Origin of the sequence: Phyllobacterium chamaecytisi (assembly GCF_020164455.1) — a bacterium.
GTDB lineage: Bacteria > Pseudomonadota > Alphaproteobacteria > Rhizobiales > Rhizobiaceae > Phyllobacterium > Phyllobacterium chamaecytisi.
The window spans coordinates 29,367-49,255 of sequence record NZ_JAIQWW010000020.1; the positions used below are offsets into that span (position 1 = coordinate 29,367).

Below are 19,889 nucleotides of genomic sequence, written 5' to 3' on the forward strand. Positions count from 1 at the left end.
TCCCGTGGACGCTGTCAAGGAAACGCTTAAATCACTTCCGGAGTGCGATGGCTTAGGCGTGCCAAGAGCCGCAGTCGACGGGACTCGGTAAGAGGCAGGCGAGGGCTGGATTCTGCTAGTTCTGGCTCGTCCTTGTGTTATGCGGAAGAAAAAGAAACAAGGCTGGACGGGAAACCGGTGAGTACAAGCGCAGACCATAAGCAAGGAGAAGGGGACAGCGGGTCCGGCGGACACTCCATTGCGGGCTACGAATATCAGATCGACGTCTCGGTTTGGTTGGCGCTCGATTTGGTTTTGGCAAACCGTCTGGCGCAGGAGCTGATCCTTGAGCCAGCCTCCGAAGAAGACATCGAGGCTGATCTCGCCGAGAATGAGCCTGGCCGCCTGACGAGCACGGCGGCCTTGGATGGCTATCGGCTGATCGTGCAAGCCAAGTTGCGTGGTGGAGACGCCTGGACCGTCCCCGGCGTGAAAGCGCTGCTCAAGCACGGCGAGACCCGGCCTTCGGCTGCCAAGCGGCTGGAAAATGGCAAAGCCCGATACCTGCTGATCACCTCGGCAGGCCTGAACGGCGGCACGCGGAGAGTCCGTGTTCGACGGGCGGGAAGTTGGCCGAAGTCGGGCGACATGCCGGCGACAATCAAGAGCGCTCTGCCTGCGGACTCAGGGGGGCGGGTCGCGATCATCGGCAACGAGGACGAGGAGCGTCTCGCGACTGATATCAAGACGCTGCTGACGGAGAGCTTCCGCGTTCCCAATGCCAAGCTTGAAGATTGTCGCAAGGCCCTGCGCGAGCAGGCGCGGGTCCGCATTGGTGGCGCGGGCGGCGGTCGTTGGACGCGCGCGCAGCTCGAGCAAGTAATCCGCCGCCATGAAGGCTACATCGCCAGCTCGCCGGAGCTGGACCACTACGTCCATCCCACGAACTGGGCCGACTTGCATGCGGCGATGGGCGAGCGGCACGCCGTGCTGATCATTGGGCAGTCTGGGACGGGCAAGACCATGGCGACGCGCAAGCTCTATGACGAGCTGCGCAAGGAAGTGCCCGGCCTCGCGCGGGTGCCGATCACGCTTGGGCCCGACCAGCTCCGCGACGACGTGACGGACCCGCCCGTCCTCTACGACATCGAGGATCCGTGGGGGCGCTTTGACTTCGATCCCAAGAGCCGGCCCTGGAACGATCAGCTCGCGCAATTCCTCGCGAAGGCTCGCCCAGACCGGATGATCGTTGCCACCACGCGGCTGGACGTCGCGCAGAGCGCGGGTGCGCTCGAAACCGTCAAGCCGTGGCGCGTCGGGTTGGAGGCGGAACATTACGGCCAGGCGGAGCGCCGGCGTCTGTACCGGACGCGGATCGACGCGCTGCCGCGCAACCTGCAGCCGCTCGCCAAGGAAAGTGAGGGCGCAGTACTCGCCGAGCTGGCGACACCGCTCGAGATCCAGAAGTTCTTCGATGCCCTGCCAACCCTCGACGACAAGGATCGGCGTAATCCGGCCGGACTTGTGGCCGAGGCGATCCGGCGGGCGCATCAGGACTCGATCGAGCGGACTGTGGTCGATCAGATCGAGGAACGCGGAGACGTTCGGGCGGCCGCGGTCCTGTGGGGGTTGCTCAAGGCCAACGACAAGCTCTCGCTCCGGCTGCTGCGCGAGATTGAAGAGCTGCTCGCCGAGATTGGGCCTCAGTTCGAAAAGGGCGTTTCGCCGCTCGTCACGTTTCTCGTCGCCGCTCGAAACCTTCGTCAGGCTGAGAGCACCATCACCTACTATCATCCGCGGGTTGAAGCCGGCATCGAGCAGGCGCTGGACCGGGACCGCCTCGTTGCGCGGCGGACCTTGCGGCTCCTGATCGACACTCTGGTGGCGCCCGACGGGCCGGGCGAGGCCTGGGGTATCGCCGCCTCAACGCGCCTGCTTCTCGCCGCCGATCGCACGCCCGAGCTAAAGCCGGCGCCCTCGGCGACGGCTCAGGCCAAGATCGACGCCTGGCTGGCAAGCGTACTGACAAAGGGTGGCAAGGAGTTCGAGGACAACCTCAATCTGGCCGAGGCGGCAGGGTCGACGGACAGCAACGTTTCCGAGATCGCGCGCTTCCTCCTGCACCGGCCGGTTCTCACCTTCGGGTGGATGCATATCTGGGGGCCGCCGGCGCACGATGAGGCGTGGTACGCCCGCATGCGGGCTGATCCGGCGGTCAAGGCTGTCGTTGAGACCTTCATTCGCGACGTGCTGCCGCACGCCCGCGACGACTTCCGGGTGAGCTTCGTCACGGAGGCCGAGCGGGTCGCGCCAGGACTGACGCCGGCGTTCCTGGCCGCGGCATCAACGGCGGTATACTACGGTGTCTCGCACACCTACGACGCCATTGTGGAAGGCGCGCTCGGCGACCTCGCCGGGTTTGAGGCGATTGTCGACACCGCTGTCGCAGTGCGCACCCCGAGCGTCGCCGATCTCGAACGCTACGCTGAGATCCAACTCGCTATTGTCAACGGCGAGTACAGTGAAGACTATGCCGAGCACCTTAGCGACAACGAGGATGGCTGGACCGCAGGCGAATTCCTTGAAGCCTATGTCCAGCGGGTCCGCGCGACGGTCGGCTGGCGTCATCTGACCGAGCATCGTCATCGGGATCGGCTGCTCTACTACTGGCTCCGCGAGCTGGCGAAAGACGAGGCTCCAGAACCGGGCGAAATAGCCGGAGCCTTCGCGGTGGGCCGCGAAAGCAAGGACGAGGACGGTCTCTGGCACGTCCTAACCAAGGCCTGGGACGCCAGCTTCGAATCGACGCTTGTGGAGCGTATCGTCGAGGGCCACGCCGAGCCCCAGGTACGTCTTGCCGCGCTGACGTGCCTTGCTGAGCGGGCGGCCGAGCGGCTGCCGCCAATCTGCCAGGATATCGCCGCCCGCGGACAGGAAGGCCGGTTGGTCGAGATCGCGATCGACCTTGGTCAGATGCGCCGCAAGCGGTCGGACTTCGACGGCAGCCGCCACGGCGAGGCCGCCGAGCGGGCGGCAGTGCTCCTACCGCCGCTTCTCAAGGAGATTTGCGACGCCGCCTTCGAGCTTGAGACGAAGGCGGCGCCCGTCCTCTCGGATCAAGCGCGCGAGCTGCTGGCGCGCGCCAGGTCGCCGAGCGCGGAGGTACGACTGTTCCGCGTCACCTTGGACGAGCACGTTCCAATGTTCGTCCCGGAAGACGTGCGGTGGCTGCTCGCCAACACGGACGAGGCGAACAGTGCGGCCAAAGCGATTGAGGCCGCGGTCCGGCACGGTATGACGGCCGAGGTCGAGGCGGGTCTGGCGCACCGTTTCGCGGCGGTGGTCGCACGCGCGCTCAATGCGGTAGCAACACCCATGACCGCGCCGTTGCCCGAGGCTCTGCTGGCCTTCGCTGACAATAGGGGCAGCCCAGTACGGAAAGCGCTGGTCGCGCTGCTCGGCGCCAAGCCCCATCCTGAGCATCTCCCCGCCCTGCTCGTTCTGGCGAAGGACGATTGGTCGCCTCGATCCTCCTATCGGGGCGAGGAGGACGACTACCCCATCGCGCAGGCGGCGATCGGCGCGATGGGGAAGCTCGGGCCGCTGGAGGACAGTGTGGCCGACGATCTCTACCGGCTGGCGATCGACACGCGTGATTCTGACGTCCGCTCTGAGATCCTCGCTTTGCTAGTGCGTGCTGCCGATGCTCGCTTTCAGGGGTTGCTGTTCGATCTTGCCGTCAACCCTGGGCGGCGGGCCGTTCGGCTGGCCGCGGCCTGGGCGCTCATGGCCGGCCATGAGCATGTCGCGGCCGAGTTCGTCAGCCGGATTACGCACCAGCTGCTGGCGACACGGATCGAAGGGGTCGCGTCTCGGCTGCTGCTGCTCGTCGCGTTGCGCGCTGAGATGGATCAGGTGCTCAAAGCCGCCGAGGAGCTGTCGACGATGGAGAAGCGTCGGGTCCTGCTGCTTCTCGCGATATGGATCGTTCGTGAGCGGGACGCGAGCGCGGCGGAGCGGATCGCGCTGATGCTGCCTGCTAACCACGTCGGGGTGAAATGGGCGTTGGCCGGCGCTAAGGGCAAGCTCGGCGACACGGCTCTGGACGATCTGGGCGACCCGACCAGCGTCGAGCAGGTGCTGTTGTTCATGGGGCCGAAGAAAAAGAAGAAGCGGTGAACGGGGCTGGGAATGCCGCCAAGGTGGTGAAAAGGGCCGTCGCGGAGTTGTGGCGCGTGCCGCCTCCGGGGCCCGACAACATGTTCTCCTCGCCCGAATTCGTCCGCTACCCGGCTCCATCACCTGAAAGCCGACAGGCCGGTAACGGCCCCATCTACGACAATAAAGGATCAAGCTTGGACCAAATGGTGGCTCGTGAGAAACTACCTTTGCCACTCGCCCTGATGGAATTCGAACCCAAACCCCGGACCAGATCGCTCAACCGATTGAATACGATAACCGCAATCGCAGTGGTTAACAGAGGGATCAAATCCCAAGGCTTCCCAAGATTGTAAGGTCGCGGCGTTTGTACAAACACCCTCGTTGTTGCGGCTCTCGCTGTAACCGAACCCGTGCTAAATGCATGATCCGATGAACTCGTTTTGGACACACTTGAAGTGTTCACCTCGTAGAACCGTCAAGCTCCGCACTACGGCCCCGAGTCTTCGTCTTTGATTATTTCTCTCACTAGATCAGCCGCCATCATAATGCGGTCCTTTCTGTCGAACACGATACCAGCGATGGTGGATTGATGAGTGTGCACTCTTCCGCCGCTGTCAGCGCAACGTTCGTCCAAGATCGCCTGAATCCTCAACTTACGGCCGGATTTGATCTCGAAGCCCACTTGTGTAACCCGCATGAAATGCCGATTGTTGGACGAATAAAGACTCCAGCGACTACCCGCTTCATACCCGGAATAGCCGTAATGCCAGACTGAAAAGTGTTTGTCTTGCGGCACTCCCGCCAGCTCCAGCACCGCGCGCACATAGGGGTCGGAGTAGTAACTGCTCAGCCGCGTTTGCTCCATCATGCAGAGATCGAAGCCCATCTCGTGGCTCGACGAAATGAAGATGCCGCTCTTTCCCGAGCGCATGGCCGGATATTTCGCCATGTAGTAGCGCCACTCGTATTTCTTCAACGCTACAGTTTCCCGCAGATAGTCTTCCGAGATCTTGCGGAGGGTCGGTTCGATGTCGGCGAGGCCCTCCTCGGGGACTGCGTCTAGCAGCTTCGTAAGCGTGGCCTTCGTGCTATCTACTCCTGGTCTACTGCGCGCGACGAAGAGGTCGCGCCAGACGCTCGGAAGCGATGGACTTCCAAATTGGAAACGGTCGCCAGCAATCTTTTGCGAATAATCACCGAATGCCAGAAGCGCTTGCGATATCTCATCGTACGACGCTGTTCCGGCAAAAAGAGCGTCGAACACGCGGGCACGTCGAATGAAAACCCGGTCATCTACATTCAAGTCGAACATCGCGAGATTGCCACGAAGAAGATCGTGATCCTCGAGCCTGTACATTGCCTCGGCCAGTTCCACCGATCGATGCGCCGACAGAAAGGACGCTTTTGCGACTTCTTCCTCGACCTGTGCTCGATTGAAGCTTTTGAGCGCCGCCAGATCTCCGCTGACAATGTAGGCGGAGACTTCATCGATAAGCGCGCGGAAAATCTCTACGCGGATTTCGTTTTGGGACGCGAAGATTACGTTTCGTAGGCAACGCATCCTTACCGTTATTTCGTCCCGCGAAGGCCGGGGATCGGCGACGATGTATTCAATGACCGCATGAAGTAGGAGAGTTTTCGGCAAGCTGAAGGCGCGATTGCGCCCCTGGCTTAGCCCGTAACTTCGGCAACAATCGTCGAGGAGATTGATGTCGCCGAAGATAGTGACGCTGCCCACCTTGTGTTGGTCGTTCGCGAACAGCCTTAGAAACCATTGATTGATATCCGCCATCGTCACAGCGAAAGCAAACTCCGCACGGAGGCCGTCCAGTACCGAGAACAGGCAATTCTGGGCCGCAAGCGCAACTTCCGTTTCGGGGCCCCCGTAGATCGCCTTGACAGTGGCTTCCAGATCCTCGTCGGCGGGACGGGAATCAAGGCCGTGACGCCAGATCGTGATGTCGGTCATAAACCTGAAAAGGCGGAGGAATTCTTCGTCGGCATTGTCGTTCGCACCTCGAAAAGGCCAGATCAGATCCGCCCAGTCCTGATCGATCTTCCTCGTGAATTCCGCATAGCGGCCGCTTTGCTTGCCAGCCGCAGGCAACGCTTCCTCGAATTCTTTCAGCATCTGCTCGAACTGCGCCTTGAAGTGCTCGAATTCCGTGAGCGGCTTCCCGCGCGAATTCATTTTGATGTAGAGCTCGTCGGTAAGTCCCATATCCTCGAGCGAGAGGATTTCGAATGTAATGCTAGGGTTTGCCTCGGACGTCAGACGGTTCCATGCGACATGGCAGGCTTCGTCAGCGACTTCGGCGAATAATGCCCGGAAGTCGTCAAGTACCACTAGCATGGACTGGATCGTGGGATCTTTTCTCCACGAACCGGCGAACCAATGCTGGTCCTGAAGCCATTCGGAGATCGGATGGTCGTTCAATACGGGTCTTATCGTTGCGAGCTTCGCGCAAAAGTCGCGTGACGAAAAGCGTGTGTGATAGGTAAAACCCTTGATGAAATCCCGCTCTTCATCGGAGACACGGCAGCGGACTGCCAAATACCAATGTAACAGGTACAGCGACGTCAGACGCTGTTGCCCGTCAAGCGGAATGAAGCGACCGTCTTTGGTGTCTCCGTACACGAAGTCTAGGCTGATTTCTTCATCACCCGTCAGCGCCTGCTTGAGGAATTCAAGAAAGGATCGTCGTATCCGCTTGACCTCGATGTTCTGCCGTCCCTGAGCGAAGTCTCGCTGGATTATCGGGATTTCGATCGCCGCGACATCCGAAGAACGAAGCATATTGCGGAAGGAAGTTTTCGTCATTGTGCACCAACCAGATACTGTCCAACGCCCCGATCCTTGGAGATCAATGCCTCCAAGTAGCTTTGCCGATCCTCACGGCTCCACAAGTGCATTTGTTCGCTTCCCGCGTCGACGTAATACTTCAGAAAAACCTGCCTTGTGCAGATCGGTATGAACGCTCCTTTGCGGTCATGCTCGACAACTCTTAATCTTTTCACGGCGAATGCTTGGTTGCCAAGACTGCTGTTGATGGGTCTGGAAAGAAGAGCAAGGTTGGCGATCCCGTGAATCGAGTCGTCATCACTCTCCGAGCTGAGCAGAGCGGTCACCCTCCGCGAAAGCCTCGTGAATCTGCTTTCGGTCAGTTGAGTGGACAGAACTTTTTCCACTTCCAAGATTACGTCTTTTCTTTCCAAATCCAGGACCAGTTCATCCAGGCGCACCTTCTCCAACGCCGCCTTACCATCCACCAGCCAGTGCCGCCATTCTTCGGCGGTAGTCAGCAATTCGGCATTCTGAGCGTGAATGTGTTCCAGAGACCACTTCTCGCTTTTATGCGCGTGGAAAGGATATCGCTCCGTCGAATGCTTGAGCCGCCTTACGGTCTCCACGTTGAACAGGAGCAGCACATTCTCGCATTTCCGGGAACCAGTCTCATAGTTCAACTCCATGACGCCTGCCGGGGGCAGCCCGATCGAACGGATTATCAACTGATCGACGGCGCGGCCGAAAGCCGACTTCGTCCTCTCCAGCTCCGAAAGATCCAGCAGCTCACGCAGGGAAATCCCAGTCGTTATCAGATAGCCCAGCTTGTGGTAGAGATCGCGGTCCTCGTACCATCCTCGAAGCACCTGATAACACTGGACGATCGCCGCCCATACGCTCGATGAGTTTGTCTTGACTCGTCCGTCCAATGCGTTCTTGAAATGCAGAAACGTAAAGAAGCGGTCTTTTTCATCGACGCGGCGCTTCGCCATGAGATCGAACAAGAGTTCAATACGAGTCGGATAATCCGCTCCATCATTATTGCTTAGAAAAGCCCAGAACTCCGGCTGCTGAAGGTCCTGCTCAACAGCGTCCCATTGCGACCCGATTTCTACACGACGCTGAAAATTGTGGGCGTCGAGATCCTTCGAAAGCAGCAGCGCCTTAACCAGTTCGGCATTGGTAAGAGGAATACGTCCGACGTTCAGACGAATGAAGAGAGTGGTCGCATCGATATTATCGGGTTCATACCAAATGACGTAAACCAGGTTTTCGAGATAATCCAGGACCTTGAACGCTATGAGTTTAGAAGGTGTCCCTAGGCGAGTCGCCGTCACCGCGAACCAGCTCCTGATGCACTCGTAGGCTTCATGCATATGGTAGAAATCAATGTTGTCGCTCATGCGCTCCGCATCTAGACACCGCAGATACGCCTGACTGGCTGGCCGCGTTTCGTACACGAGGGAAAACCGGTGACCGGATTCCATCCCCACTTCGGTGTTGAGATAACGGTAGATCAGATAAAGCGTCGTGAGACGCTGCTGCCCGTCGATCAGCTCGTAGGCTTCCTTTCCGGCACGCCGTTTGACTACAATAGGCTGCAGGCAGTAGTTGTCGGTCGGGGCGCGGCTGCCGTCCGCGTAAATGTCGCTCAGCAGAGCTTCTACTTCGTGCTTCCCCCAGCGGTAACCTCGCTGATAGGCAGGAACGAAAAATTCGCCCGCGATCCCGCCCTTTCCTCCCACCTTCTGAAGCCGCGGACTTTTTACGGTGACTTGAGTAACTTCGTATGAATCGGCTGGCATTGAAAACCTCGGGGGGAACGCTCGAATCGAGCGACCGGGCAACCATACGAGTTCGAAACCTTTTTTCAATGTTAGGTTAAACGTTCACGTCCAAAAAGCATTGCGGATGCGCTCAATTGCAACTGCGGAACAGCGAAATCCAACCGCCTCAAGGCGACATAACGAAATCTCTCTGGTACACCTTCCAACCCAAGGACGAGATACGGGTTTTTTTGCCCCCGGACCCAATTCCAGGATCGTGGTGGGATGGCGAATAGGAAATCCGCCATCCACGACGCAAGCAAGCTTGTCTTCCATGTGAGTTACTTAGGTAGCCACAGAAACATGGATGAAGCTGCAGCGAGGTACCTCTTGGCAATGGTCTTGCAAAAGCTGCCCACTGGGGCTTAATTCTTCTGAATAATTTCGGCGATGAGCTTATTCATAGCCGAGCCATTCTTAAAGTATTCAAGAAGATAATTTCGCGCTGACTTCTTCATACCTCGCGACCCCACCGCAGAAGCCCACGATAGCCAATCCGATCTACCTTCGCGCAAAAAGGCTTCACGCATTTCTGGGAGACCATAGCGCAAATCGGGAATTTCAAGAATCTTAGCTTTAGAAATATCTGTGGCGTTATGATGCCTGTATAGGACATTTATCAAGTCGGGCGCTAGGCTCGTATCAATGAGATAATGCTCCAGCATGACACCAAACCAAAATAGTTGATATTCACCGACGTATTCACCACCGCTGGCAACGCCGAGCACTATCGTAGCAATGGCTTCCTTATCCTTGGCATCGCCGCAGAGGCCATAGAAATTTTTTGCAAGGTGCGGGAATCCGTGCGCAAAGAGTGCGAGATGCGGCTCAATGCGGTCTACATTATCGCGCATGACAATTAGAATCAGTTCCGCATCTTCCTCGCTAAGCTTTCCATCATTGAGGAGCGAGATCACATACTGTATTTCATCTTCTGATATTGCCTCATTGGCATTGCTTTTCCCCAATGTTTCCGGCTGATAATCAAACTCATCGTCATAACGCGAGACTATTAGATGGCGCCGTCGCTTCAGCAGCCGCTTTTTAAGTTCGCTGATTTCGTCGTCGGCCTTGTCTGTAGCCGGTGTTCCACCGGACTGCGTCTTGGAGCCATTGATGGAAAGGCCTTTTAAACCAAGCAAGCGCTGAACCTCTGCGAAATCGGCGTGCAGCACACCTAAATTGTCGTCAAATAGATAGATGTCATCCATGAACCGGACGACTTTTTTTGCGCGAATTGCCGAGGACTCCTCGACAAAACGCAAGAAGTCGTTTCCAATCATTTTAGCCGGGTAAAGACCTTGCGGTAAACAATCAAGTGAACGTCCTGCATTGATCTCTCGCAGGAACTTACCAAATGCCTCCACGTCGGAACTCGAGGCACCGATACGCCCAAACCAAGCATGCAAATCGTGGTGGTAGACACCGTTAAAGTAAGCGGCGATATCGCAGGCGATGAACTCCTCAGTTTCGAAAGTCCCATTCCATACTTCGGTTTTGAATTCCGCGTAACTGCGTGAAGGAGGAATAGGATGCCCATTGTCGAAACGATAGCCAAAGTGCTGCCGGCGTGCGGTGTGTGGTTTCCTGAAGTGCGTGCGGTTTTCATAAATAAGGTTATAGAGAAAGAACTCTGCAACGGGATCAAGCTTGACGGTACGGCGCGAGTGCAAGGCGTCTTTGTTGGCAAAGACCCGGCGCTGGGGCAAAAAAGACCCATTTCCTGCTACGATCTCATTAGCGAAGGCCAGTAATTCCGCTGCCCCTTGCTCGACCAAGAATTTGTTCGTGTCGAGCGGAAAAAGCGTGCGGGGGAAATCTTCCAAGAAGAATTGTGTTGAAGTGTAAGGCGCCACAACAACTTTCGGTACTACCGCAGGATGATTCTTTTTCGTCGGCCACGGTTTGCTAGGCTTTACAGTTTCGTTCACGACAGCGCCCAGTTACATTGTGTTATTAAATAATTTGGACAACTGCCCTTTAGCGTTAAAGAGATTTGCATTTGTCGTCGTTGACCATATTTGATTTTCCCGTCAATAACGACTGAAAACAGTTGGGTGCCCGCGCACAATCAATTTGTAAAATATTGTGGTTTATGGTGGCTTATGGATCAGCTGCGATTATTCGGATGCCTCCGATCGCTGGGCTGTCACTGTCTCAAAATTTTGCTTAGAGCCTAGTTGAAGACGCTAGATTGAAATTGGAGGATCGAAATAGCGTGCAAAACTTGAATAACATTACATGAAACGTGTGGCCGTCATTGTTGAAGGACCTCTTGCTGTTCGCACTCGTCGTCTTGCGACCGCAAGATCCGGCGATATCGGCTGCGACGTGCTAACTCTGTCTCAGCTGGCTGCACGGCTCGCGGGCGGATTTGTCCGCTCTGCTGGACCGGAACTTGTATACCCGGCAATTCGCGATGCGCTCGCCGAGGGCGGTTTCGCCGAACTCGAAACGGTTCGCGAACTCCCAGGAATGACCAGAGCGGTCGCCCATTCTCTTGCATCAGTTTGGCGAGCAGACCTTGCTCTGGAGGACTTGGCAACCGAGTCGTCCCGACTCGCCGACCTGCATCTCATCGAGTTGCGCATTCGCGCTGCGTTGCCACCTGGTGTCCTTATCCCGCGCGACTTGAGAGATGTGGCAATTGATCGACTCGCTTTCGCCCGGACTCTCTTTCCTTCGATAGTCTTGGAGGGTCTTATCGAGATTGATCCTATCTGGCGCCCGCTCGTTGTGGGCCTCGCAGGCGAGACGGATGTGACATGGACCTCCCCCATCGCCACCCCCAGCCCCTGGTTTCCCGGTAAGATTGCGGTTTTGCCTATGCAGCCCGCGGCCATGCGGTCGCAGGTATGCGCCGATCCACGATCCGAAGTGGTTGAGGCACTGCGATGGGCACGAGAACTTCTCAGCCAAGGCAATGTAGTTGCCTCCGGTATTGCCATTACGGCGCCCTCACCTTTCACATGGGACGACCATTTCCTTGCACTTTCGAAGGATGCAGGGTTGCCCCTACATTTTTCTCACGGGATCCCTGCCCTCGGGACTAGCGAAGGACAGGCTTGCGCCGCTTTGGCGGATATTTTGTCAAAGGGGCTCAGCCAGCTGCGAGTAAGACGCCTGATCCGCAGGCTCCCGGTTTCCCACACAAGAAGCCTAATCCCTGCCGACTGGGCAGTAGCATTGCCAAGAGGTGCGGGGCTTTTCACTGTAGAACATTGGCGCGCAGCGCTTGCAGGCACGCGGATGAAGCGTGCAGGTGGAGAAGCCGCTGAAAATGTCCTGCTCCCCATACTTCAGGTTCTTGCGCGCGGCACAGCCGCGGCGGTTGAGGCCGGAGAGTTGTTGCTCACGGATGCCAGTCGACTCTTGTGGGACGAGGCACTTAGGATCGCTCCCCCCGACGCCATTACGCTATCTTTAAAAGACTTGCGAGTGCCAGACGGCCGGGATCCAGGAAACAGCATCGTCTGGTGCCCTGCCTCTCACTTGGCGGGTAGTCCAAGGCGGTCAGTGCGTCTATTAGGGATGACTAGCAAATCATGGCCCAGGGCAGAGCGTGATGATCCCCTCATTCCTAATCATATTCTGCCTCGTCGCCTGCTTCAGCCGGTTTCACTACCTGATCGTGACCGCGAGAACTTCAACGTGATCGTAGGGCAGGCAAGTTGCGTAGTCATCCTGTCCCGCAGCAGACGCAGTGGTCAGGGTGCTCTCCAATCGCCCAGTGCTCTTTGGAATGATACGAATGAAGAGTCCCTCGGCCGTTCACGTATCCCAGAGCACGCTTTCAGCGAATCTGACCGCTTGTTGGCCCGGCCAAAGGAGGCTGTCAAAACCGCACGCGTGAATGCTAGCCGCGAATGCTGGCAAGACTGGGGTCGTGAAATGCTCACCGCTCATGACGGTGCTGTACGGTCGCCACACCCTGTCATCGAACGCTCTTTGGATGGTGTCCAGTCCACAACATCAATCAGACGTTTACTACGTGATCCGCTGGGCTTTGTCTGGCGGTATGGGCTGGGATGGCAATCACCTGAATTTGAGCAACAGCCGCTCGCACTACCGCCACGCGCCTTTGGCGAACTTGTGCATGAACTCATTCGCCGGACAATCGAGACACTTGAGCCTGAACCAGGATTCGCAAGATCGAGCGAAGCCGACATCGAAAATGCGATGAATAAGGCCGTAGCGGCAGTGGCGGAAGCGTGGCCCCTGGCGCGAGCCGTCCCACCCAATATCCTTTGGCGACACACCTTGAACGAGGCCGCACGCCTCACCCGGCGCGGCCTCACTGTTGATGACCATATCCTGGGAGGTACTCGCAGTTGGGTTGAAGTTCCCTTCGGCGAAACAGAACCTTCGGCCAACGACGCCCTGCCGTGGGACCCGTGCCGAGAAGTGCGGATCGTCGGGACCAACGTTCGCTTTGGAGGCCGAATCGACCGGCTCGACCTACGCGAAACCGCAGATGCGGTCAGAATTTCTGACTACAAGAGCGGTGAGGCGCCGAAAAATGCAAAAAACATTATAATTGAGCATGGAAATGAGTTGCAGCGGGTTCTCTATGCGATGGCCACACGCCAGCTCCTCCCCGAAACCCGGACTATTGTCTCACGTTTGGTATATCTTAGCGGCAATACCGCTCCCTTCGCGCTGACCGGCAACGTACTAGATGAAGCTATTGAGGATGTGGCTGGTTTCATCGCGATTGCCTGCAATGCCCTGCGAAATAGGGGAGCAGTATCTGGTCCCGATGGCCTTGATAAATACAACGATCTGCGGTTAGCCCTTCCATCCGATCGCGAGGCTTATTTTCAGCGCAAACAAAGCGCGTTCAGTGACGTGAATAAGGACCTCTCGCGGTTATGGGATCGTCGATGACGTTGGTCGATGAGGATCGGCGCCGCCGGATATTGACTGACCTCAATGCAACTTTGCTTGTTGAAGCGGCGGCCGGCACGGGGAAGACGTCCTTAATGGCCGGCCGTGTGGCTATGTTGTTGGCCAGTGGACGAGAGCCCGGCCACATTGCAGCGATTACGTTCACAGAACTTGCGGCCAGTGAGCTCGCTCATCGAATTCGCTTAACCGTCGAGGAGCTACTTCGCGGTGATATTCCGAAAGTTCTCAGTTCTGCGTTGCCGAACGGACTAAATCAGCAGCAACGGCTGGCTCTTGTCGGCGCCGCCCATCGTCTCGATCAACTTACCACAGCGACCATCCATGGGTTTTGCCAAGCCATGATCGGCAGTTACGCGGTCGAGGCCAATCTTGACCCAGGCGCACGCATCATCGATGCGCCATCGGCCGATGCCATGTTCAATGAAGTTTTCTCCCAATGGCTAATCAATCGTCTGTCTGGGGAGGAGGAACCAGATGACCCTGTGAATGTGCTATCCAAGGACGATCCGCTGAAAGTGGTTGCCTTGATCAAAGAACTTGCTGAACTCAGGCGAAAACATCCTACGGCGCGCGCAGTCCCGGTTAGGTTTGATGGGCGGCCCGACATTGACTTTGTACAAGCCGTCGACGAGTTGGCCCGCTGGTTCGCCTCGAGCCCCGGGGACGGCCGAACAGGCGAGTTGGTGGAGGACCTGCGGACACTTTCAGCATTCTATACCGGGGTGTTTAAAAGCCGCCCGAGTTTCGCAAACCTCTGGACGTTTGCGCACCCGCCCCGCGTGGCTGCTATGAAATGGCAAAGTAATGAACTTCAGCCCTATCATCGCAAAACCGCGTGGAAAAACGCCTTTGGTGCAGAAAGAGGCGAGCATCTCAACGCCGAGGCAGAAGCTCGTTTCGACCGGGTGGACCTGACGTATCGGAACTTGCTCGGATACATATCGCGCGCGCTCATTGCTTCGATGTCTGACACGCTTGACACGATCCTTGCGGAATATGGCGCTCGGAAACGCGCCGCGGCGGCACTGGATTTCGACGATCTGCTCCTGCTCGCACGCGATCTGGTGACCGGCCACGAGGCTGTGCGTCAAGAGTTGGGTCAACATTACCAGTATATTTGCGTCGATGAATTTCAGGACACAGATCAAGTACAAGCAGAAATCCTTTTCTTCGTAGCGGCGGAGAAACGGCCCGAGCGGTGGCAAGAGGCGCGGCTCAAACCTAGCGCGCTGTTTCTTGTTGGTGACCCGAAACAGGCGATCTATCGCTTTCGCGGTGCGGACATCGAAGCTTATAACCAGGCTCGCGCGATTGTCGCCAACCAGGACCGGGGTGAAATTGTACAGGTGACGGCAAACTTCCGCTCCAAGCGAAAAATCGTCGATCATGTCAATGCCTGGTTCGAGCCAATATTCTCAAGAACGGACCAGCCAGAATATGTTGCCCTTTCTCATACGATAGAAAGTAGCGACCAAGATCTACCTTCAACGATGAAGTTAACAGTTGATGTTCCTCCTCGATCTTCATCAAATACGCAGCGCGATGCGGAGGCAAAGGCTGTAGCGCAGGTCTGTCGCCGATTGGTTGGAGCCGTGCAGGTTGTTCGTTCCCGCGGATCGGCGTCAGCACTTCGTCCTGGCGACATCGCTCTTCTCGCTCCAACCGGGACAGACCTTTGGCGCTACGAACGCGCACTTGAGGATGAGGGTCTATCGGTAGCGTCTCAAGCAGGCAAAGCACTCCTGCGACGCCAAGAGGCTCAGGATGTTCTCGCATTGCTTAGGTTACTTGCTGATCCCTTTGATACGCTGGCTTTCGGTGCATTCATGCGGGGACCTTTGGTAGGACTGACCGATGACGAGTTGCTAGACATAACAGAGGCTATTCCGGCAAGTGAGGGAGTTGACCGCCGGGCTTTTACCTCCCTGACTGACCCAAACCACGTCACGCACAGCATGGCCAGGACTGTGCTTGAAAACCTGCAATACCTCCGGCGGCGCGCAGCCGTGACAACCCCTACGCTGCTCCTTTCAGAGGCGGTCGAGCGGCTCCATATTCGCATGCTCCTCGCAGCGCGGTACACCAATCGAAATGCGCGAGCACTCACCAATGTTGACACTTTGATCGAGATGGCTCGTCCTTACGCAGTCGCGGGATTGCAAGCTTTCGTTTCGGACCTTCAGCGGGACTGGGAAAAGCAGACTCCACTGACCGAAGGCAGATCCGATACTTCTGATGATGCGATCGAAATTATCACAGTGCACAGCTCCAAGGGTTTGGAATGGCCAGTCGTGATCCCCATTAACACGGCAACGTTATTTCGCTCACCACCCCAGTTCGTGCATCGGCGATCCGATGACACCCTCCACTGGATCCTAGCGGGAGTCCCGCCTCCCGACCTGGAGGCTGCTCGACTTGAAGAGAGTGTAAGTGAAGCCCGCGAGCGCGAGCGAATGTGGTACGTCGCATGTACGCGTGCTCGGGATATTCTGATCGTCCCGAACCTCCCTTCAGCGGAAAGCCGGTCATGGTCACGTATTCTAGGATCAGACCATAAGGATCTCCCAGAATTCGATCTCGGGCTCCTTTCTTCGGTTGCCTCCGAACAGACAACTGCGACCATCAATCTGCAAACGGCGGAGCGCTTCGCAGACGAGCACGCCAATGTCCTTTTGTCTTCATCACCTATATTATGGCACAGACCTAGCGACCACGATCCAGACCGGGCAGCGACCCCAGCAGAAATTGCCATCGCAACTGATGACCCGGAGGAACGGGTCGAGCCGGTAGGCGCTGGGCGCCTACGCGGCATTGTCCTGCATAAACTGATGGAAGAATTTCTCACGCGGGAACTCTCCGATGACATCTCCGCCGCGCAGGAACGAGCCAAACTCCTTCTCAATCAGCTCGTGGCTCTGGACACTAAATCCGAGAGTGATCTTCCTGATCCAACTGAGATGGCGTCCGCGGCCATTCGTACATTGAGGCATCCTGAGATTGCCGCGTTGCGGTCCCTTCTTGTACCTGAAGTTGCGGTCTGGTCAGCTGAAGGCGATACCTATCTCTCCGGACGCGCAGACGCGCTGGCCGTCGAAGACGGGCAGATTACAGTAGTACTCGATTGGAAATCCGATGTCAGTCCAACGCCCAGCGAGCACGCCGGCTATCTCGGCCAAATCGCAGAGTACGTTTCAGTCACCGGGGCCAGGCGCGGCGCCATCGTGTATATGACACAGGGCCAAGTTGTTTGGCTGAACAACGGCACAGAATAATGTACCTGTTAGGCAAGACCTGTCGTTTCGGGTTCCGCCGCGAGGGAACCGCAGCAAATCATCCCCGAAACCACTCTATATACTTAAATCCTTAATGGAACCGATGAATAGCTCAAGGGACACCGGGTCCACTTCTTTTCACCTAGCACCGTGTATCTACTGACAATGGCAGTAGTCTGTAGTCTCGATGCTACACAAAATCGTCGCTTTCCAGTTCAAAGGAAGGCGACAACGCTATTGTGGCGAAGATTGCAGGTCAAATAATCTGGGGATTGCTCAACATAGATTGATTGCGCAATTTTGACATTTATTATAGTGCTTTCTGGGGGGCGGCATGACAACAAGGTTTAAGGCGCGAGTCGCGTCAGCTGATTTCAGAACTACTTGCTTCGTGTGGGATGTCGCTCCTTTTTTAGCTAGCAGCTAATGGAGTACTGGCACGACCTTAGCCGTCTTGAATCGCGAGAACAACTCATCACGGCCCTTGGGATTCCCGCAGCTTTATTTGACGCCATTCTTGCTTTCGAACCCCCTATCATCGGCTGTCCGGTATCGGATCCTACGATCACAACCGAAATCGGCATACCGTTGTTCATCAGGCACGATATTCCCAAGAAGAACAAAACGCGCGGCAATCGAACGGTTTGGGAGCCTCTCCTCAATAAGTCCCACTACAAGGCTCTGGCTCGAAGACTTGGCTCCTTTTTCCGACTTAAATTAGACCAGTATCCGCACGACAGCGTATATGGATACATGTCGGGCCGGAATATCCGGGAGAATGCCAAAGCACATACGGGGCATAGGGTGCTCCTCTCAATTGACATACAAGACTTCTTCCCGTCCATTACCACCGAGAGCGTATGCCGTCTCTTTCAATCATTAGGTGTTAACGCTACGGTTTCGGGCCTTCTCAGCCGTTTCCTTACAATCGGCACAACTCTGCCGCTCGGTTTTCCCACTAGCCCAATCATATCCAATGCTATTGCTCTTCCAATAGATCTCGAACTGAAGGCATTGGCCGACCTGATCGACGCTACGTACACCCGCTACGCAGACGATCTTAGTTTCTCGAGTAACGGCAAGATACCCGATGTAGAAGAAGTGCGCGCCATTCTCGGATCGAACGGATTCAAAATCGCCGATGCAAAGACGCGGCAATCGAAGATAGGGCAAGCGCACTATGTAACAGGTCTAAGCATCAGTGATCCATTACGGCCTCACGTACCACGAGAAAGGAAACATTCGCTGCGAAGGGAATTGTACTTTGCACGTAAGTTTGGGTTGGCCGATCATTTGCGACACCGCGGAGTTAACGACGACAGTGTGATCCAGCAGGAGATTAATCGGATCGACGGGTTTGTGAAGTTTGTCGCCCACCACGAACCGCGCATGGCTGCCGACCTGAAGACCGGCTGGAGAGAGATACTACTTGCCAACGGGGCCAAGCCAAGCTTCACCCCTAGAGGGCAATACCGCGCGCCCTTCTATATTTTTATCGATGAGGCTGAGTACGTGAAAACCGGACATAAAATTCTCGCCCTTGGCATGACGGTGACGCAGCACGCCCAAGAACTGATAAGCCAAACTTCGGAGGTACTCAGCTCGGCACGCGCCGATCTTTGGGCCGCTGGAAACACTGAAATACTACTAAAGAAAGGCCTGCATTTTTCGGACGCCACCGAGGATCTACGTCTTGAATACGTCAAGCGTTTAGCGGCAATGCCATTCGAAGGTTACGTCGCGTTCGCTCCGTGCAAAAGTCCTGCAGACTATGAAGCCACATATCTACGCCTTCTGAGTGCTTTGATTCCACGTCGACTTATGGCGGCCGAAAGCCAATTCGTGTTCATATACTGTGAGGAGAACAGCAAGATCTCTCGTGACGAGGCCAAAGCCAAAATACAGCGCGCCTTTGATGACCTTAAAGCTAGCAACAATCGTCATCCCAAAGGGTTTGCAGTGGAATTTGTATCAAAGCCAAATCTTGGGATCAGCGCCCCTGACTTTCTTCTGGGTGTGTTAGGTACGTATCTTCGATCTGAGCCGAGTCCCCTTGGTAAACCCGAGCCACGCGAGCGCCTGATGTTTGAACGCTTAAGAGACAAGTATCGATTGATACTGGATGTCGAAACGTGGACCGAATACTCAAGGCGGCGACCCATTGAGCCCTGGTAGTGATGTGATTTTGGCGCGGCACTTCCATCATCCGACCGTGAGGTCAACAATTGGCGTTGGATAAGGCGGGTAACGGGCAAGAATTTCGGGATTCATAAAACTATTCTGTCTTGGGACCGAGTTGCGTAATGTTTATATTATCGCTGCTGAATAAATGCGGAACATCTTAAAAAACTTGGTGCCTCTATCACAGTTTTCAACGATGATGGAGCGCCGACGAGGAGCGACAGAGTCATGGAAAACCCGTACCTGGCGGCCGACGCATTCGTCAAAGATTTCCGGCAGATGGAATACGCAATGAAGCGCTCGGGCTTCGGGCGACAGGATAAGACAATAGCGGAGGCAGACTGGGACTCGTTCGCACAGCATCTCGGGTCCAAATTCTTCGAATACGTCATCGCTTCCGGTCTTGCCAAGACACTGATCGGGCAACCGCCTAGACGGCTGCTGAACGACATGACGTGGGCTCCACCTAATCCCTCTCCGCTTGCCAATGTTGCCCAGCTCATCGTGAACGGCGTCTGCAGAGTGCGCAACAGCTACATTCACGGAGAGAAGTTCACCGGTGGACCGGACGGGCAATGGGAGCGCGACGTCACTCTCGTTTTGGAGGCGCATGCCGTGCTGCAGGAAGCAATGCGCTACCCAGGCAGCCCATTGCCGATAACCGCTGGACAGCCAGACGGCCGAAAGAAGTCTGAGAAGACATCGCAGCCGCGCCATTAGTGCCAATACCCCATTGGCAGAAAGCCACTGGTTAGACACTTCAAGAACGATTCCGCA

General features: G+C 56.3%; 8 protein-coding genes. 5 read left to right on the plus strand and 3 right to left on the minus strand.

The window, feature by feature from the left end; translation table 11 throughout:
- The first annotated feature begins 177 nt into the window (after positions 1 to 177).
- Positions 178 to 4,158: an nSTAND3 domain-containing NTPase gene (locus LB462_RS24750; protein ID WP_224513511.1), complete on the plus strand. Its 3,981-nt coding sequence runs from the start codon at positions 178 to 180 to the stop codon at positions 4,156 to 4,158.
- 469 nt (positions 4,159 to 4,627) lie between these two features.
- Here LB462_RS24750 and LB462_RS24755 read toward each other — a convergent pair whose 3' ends face one another.
- The 3 genes from LB462_RS24755 to drt5 form a co-directional block, all read right to left on the minus strand.
- Positions 4,628 to 6,961 carry a DUF262 domain-containing protein gene (locus LB462_RS24755; protein WP_224513512.1) on the minus strand — a complete coding sequence of 778 codons (2,334 nt, stop codon included), beginning with the start codon at positions 6,959 to 6,961 and terminating at the stop codon, positions 4,628 to 4,630.
- Positions 6,958 to 8,730 (minus strand): DUF262 domain-containing protein, encoded by a 1,773-nt coding sequence (locus LB462_RS24760; protein ID WP_224513513.1) that lies wholly within the window; start codon positions 8,728 to 8,730, stop codon positions 6,958 to 6,960. The genes LB462_RS24755 and LB462_RS24760 overlap by 4 nt, the downstream gene beginning before the upstream one ends.
- A 386-nt stretch (positions 8,731 to 9,116) precedes the next feature.
- Positions 9,117 to 10,682 carry an antiviral reverse transcriptase Drt5 gene (gene drt5 / locus LB462_RS24765; protein WP_224513514.1) on the minus strand — a complete coding sequence of 522 codons (1,566 nt, stop codon included), beginning with the start codon at positions 10,680 to 10,682 and terminating at the stop codon, positions 9,117 to 9,119.
- Positions 10,683 to 12,282: 1,600 nt separating this feature from the next.
- Between drt5 and LB462_RS24770 the strand changes: the two genes are divergently transcribed.
- The 4 genes from LB462_RS24770 (at position 12,283) to LB462_RS24785 (ending at position 19,832) form a co-directional block, all read left to right on the plus strand.
- Positions 12,283 to 13,638: a PD-(D/E)XK nuclease family protein gene (locus LB462_RS24770; RefSeq protein ID WP_224513516.1), complete on the plus strand. Its 1,356-nt coding sequence runs from the start codon at positions 12,283 to 12,285 to the stop codon at positions 13,636 to 13,638.
- Entirely contained in the window at positions 13,635 to 16,931 is a 3,297-nt protein-coding gene (locus LB462_RS24775; protein WP_224513518.1) for a UvrD-helicase domain-containing protein, read from the plus strand. The genes LB462_RS24770 and LB462_RS24775 overlap by 4 nt, the downstream gene beginning before the upstream one ends.
- Positions 16,932 to 17,357: 426 nt before the next feature.
- On the plus strand, positions 17,358 to 19,106 hold the full coding sequence (locus LB462_RS24780; protein WP_224513520.1) for a reverse transcriptase family protein: 1,749 nt from the start codon (positions 17,358 to 17,360) through the stop codon (positions 19,104 to 19,106).
- 234 nt (positions 19,107 to 19,340) lie between these two features.
- A complete protein-coding gene (locus LB462_RS24785; RefSeq protein ID WP_224513522.1) occupies positions 19,341 to 19,832 on the plus strand; it encodes a hypothetical protein in 492 nt (163 codons plus the stop codon).
- Positions 19,833 to 19,889: the final 57 nt, after the last annotated feature.